Source organism: Teichococcus aerofrigidensis (assembly GCF_054073225.1).
Genome location: NZ_JBSXMU010000215.1, coordinates 1 through 2,822, shown reverse-complemented (window position 1 = coordinate 2,822; position 2,822 = coordinate 1). Strand labels below are relative to the sequence as shown.

Below are 2,822 nucleotides of genomic sequence, written 5' to 3'. Positions count from 1 at the left end.
CCCCCCGCCCCCGCGCCCCCCCCCCCGCGACGGGCGGCCGCTGACGAAATAGCCGGCGCCCCGTCGCGCCTCCAGATGGCCCGAGGCCACCAGCCGCTCATAGGCCTCCGCCATGGTGTTCTTCGACACGCCCTGCTCCCGCGCGCCCTGGCGGATGGAGGCCAGGCGCGATCCCGGCCGCAGCTGCCGCCCCTCCATCGCCGCCACCAGCCGCGCGGCGATGCGCCCGGCCTTGGAGAGGGCCTTCCGCCCGCCCTGGCGGAACTCCGCCATCGGCCGAATGTCAGGCTGCCCGTCCGGCCCCTCGCGCATGCATCCCTCCCGCCGCCTCCGCTTCCGGGCGGAGGCAGGCCACACGGATGGTGACGCCTTCGGGGCCCGCCCGGAAGGGCGAAGGGCCGCCGCCTCAGCCCGCCTCTCCCGCCGGCTCCACGCTTCGCAGCAGCGACAGCGGGGCGTCCTCCTTGACCTCCTCCATCACCGCGTAGGTGCGGGTCTCCTTCACGCCCGGCAGGCTGAGGAGCACCTCGCCCAGGAAGCGGCGATAGGCGTTCATGTCCTTCAGCCGGACCTTCACCAGATAGTCGAAGCCGCCGGCCACCATGTGGCATTCCAGGACCTGCGGCGCGCGGTTCACCGCGCGAGCGAAGCGGCTGAAGGCATCCGGCGTGGTCTTGTCGAGCGACACCTCGACGAAGGCGAGCAGCCCGAAGCCGAGCTTGCGCGGATCGAGGCGGGCCGCGAAGCCGGTGACATAGCCCTCCTTCACCAGGCGGCGGAACCGCTCGCTGGTCGCCGTCGGCGAGAGGCCGATCTGCTCGGCCAGCTCCAGGTTGGTGATCCGGCCATCGCGCTGGATGATGTCCAGAATCCTGAGGTCAATCCGGTCCATGGCCGTATCTTTCGCGGCGATCTTGGCTGAGAGGGAGAATCATGCGGCAGAACCGGCCCGATGTCCCGTACTGATCCGCCCGCGCCTGCTCTAGCATCCCGCCGTCCCGCCGCCCTCCGGCGGGCAGCCCCGGAGCCCGCCATGCCCTCGTCCGAGATCCCCGGCGCGATGCCGCCCGCCGAACCGCCCTTCGCCGGGCTGGCGCGCGAGGCCGTGCCGCGCGATGCCCTGCGGCGGGCCGTCACGGCCGCCTGCCGCCGCCCGGAGAGCGCCTGCCTGCCGCCGCTGATCGAGGCCGCCCGCCTCGCGCCGGCCGAGCGGGAGGCGGCGCGCGCCCTGGCGCGGCGGCTGATCCTCGGCCTGCGCGCCCAGGCGCGCCGCGGCGGCGTGGAGGCGCTGGTGCAGGAATTCTCCCTCTCCAGCCAGGAAGGCGTGGCGCTCATGTGCCTGGCCGAGGCGCTGCTGCGCATCCCCGATGCCGGCACGCGCGACGCGCTGATCCGCGACAAGATCGGCGGCGGCGGCCAGGCCTTGGACTGGCGGCGGCATCTCGGCCACTCACCCTCGCTCTTCGTCAACGCCGCGACCTGGGGGCTGGTGGTGACCGGGAAGCTGGCCGCGACCAGCAGCGAGGCCGGGCTCGGCGCCGCGCTGACGCGGCTGATCGCCCGCGCCGGCGAGCCCGTGATCCGCCGCGGCGTCGATCTCGCCATGCGGATGATGGGCGAGCAGTTCGTCACCGGGCAGACCATCGAGGACGCGCTCGCGCGCAGCCGCGCCATGGAGGCGAAGGGCTTCCGCTACTCCTACGACATGCTGGGCGAGGCGGCGATGACGGCGGCCGATGCCGCGCGCTACCGCGCCGAGTACGAGCGGGCGATCGAGGCCATCGGCCGCGCCTCGGCCGGGCGCGGCCTCCTCGACGGGCCCGGCATCTCGATCAAGCTCTCGGCGCTGCATCCGCGCTACAGCCGGGCGCAGCGCGGGCGGGTGATGGCGGAGCTGCTGCCCATCCTGCTCGATCTGGCGCGGCGCGCGCGGCGCCACGACATCGGCCTCAACATCGACGCCGAGGAGGCCGACCGCCTGGAGATCTCGCTCGACCTGCTGGAGGCGCTCTGCGGCGACGCGGCGCTGCGTGGCTGGGACGGCGTCGGCTTCGTCATCCAGGCCTACCAGAAGCGCGCGCCCTTCGTCGTCGATGCCGTCATCGACATGGCGCGGCGCACGGGGCGGCGGATGATGGTGCGGCTGGTCAAGGGCGCCTACTGGGACAGCGAGATCAAACGCGCGCAGCAGGAGGGGCTCGCCGACTTCCCCGTCTACACGCGCAAGATCCACACCGATGTCGCCTATCTCGCCTGTGCCCGCCGGTTGCTCGCCGCGCCCGACGCGGTCTTTCCGCAATTCGCCACGCACAACGCCATGACGCTGGCCGCCCTGCACAGCATGGCCGGGCCGGAGCGCTACCGGCCCGGCCAGTACGAGTTCCAGTGCCTGCACGGCATGGGCGAGCCGCTCTACGAGCAGGTGGTGGGGCCCTCGAGGCTCGACCGTCCCTGCCGCATCTACGCGCCCGTCGGCACGCATGAGACGCTGCTGGCCTATCTGGTGCGCCGCCTGCTCGAGAACGGCGCCAATTCCTCCTTCGTCCACCGCATCAACGACCCCGGCATCCCGGTCGAGGCCCTGCTGGAGGATCCCGCCGAGGCCGCCGCCGCGCTCGACCCGCCCGGCCGGCCGCATCCGCGCATCGCGGCGCCGCGCGACCTGCTGGCGCCGCGCCGCAACTCCGCCGGCCTCGACCTCGCCGACGAGGACCAGATCGCGCGGCTGGCGGAGCTGCTGGGCGAGGGCGCGGCGGTGCCGCTGCACAGCGCGCCAGAGCCTGGCCAGGACGGGGCGGAAGGCCCTTCGCGGGAGGTCCGCA

3 protein-coding genes are annotated in these 2,822 nt (G+C 73.8%); 1 reads left to right on the top strand and 2 read right to left on the bottom strand.

Annotated features, from left to right (window positions below; all coding sequences use genetic code 11):
* Together ACVMLK_RS20635 and ACVMLK_RS20630 are read right to left on the bottom strand one after the other, a co-directional pair.
* On the bottom strand, window positions 1-312 hold a 312-nt coding region (locus ACVMLK_RS20635), incomplete at its 3' end, for a GntR family transcriptional regulator (protein WP_457487488.1).
* 94 nt (window positions 313-406) lie between these two features.
* On the bottom strand, window positions 407-892 hold the full coding sequence (locus tag ACVMLK_RS20630) for an Lrp/AsnC ligand binding domain-containing protein (RefSeq protein ID WP_198367675.1): 486 nt from the start codon (window positions 890-892) through the stop codon (window positions 407-409).
* Between the two features lie 141 nt (window positions 893-1,033).
* Here ACVMLK_RS20630 and ACVMLK_RS20625 point away from each other — a divergent pair.
* On the top strand, window positions 1,034-2,822 hold a 1,789-nt coding region (locus ACVMLK_RS20625), incomplete at its 3' end, for a proline dehydrogenase family protein (RefSeq protein WP_457487487.1).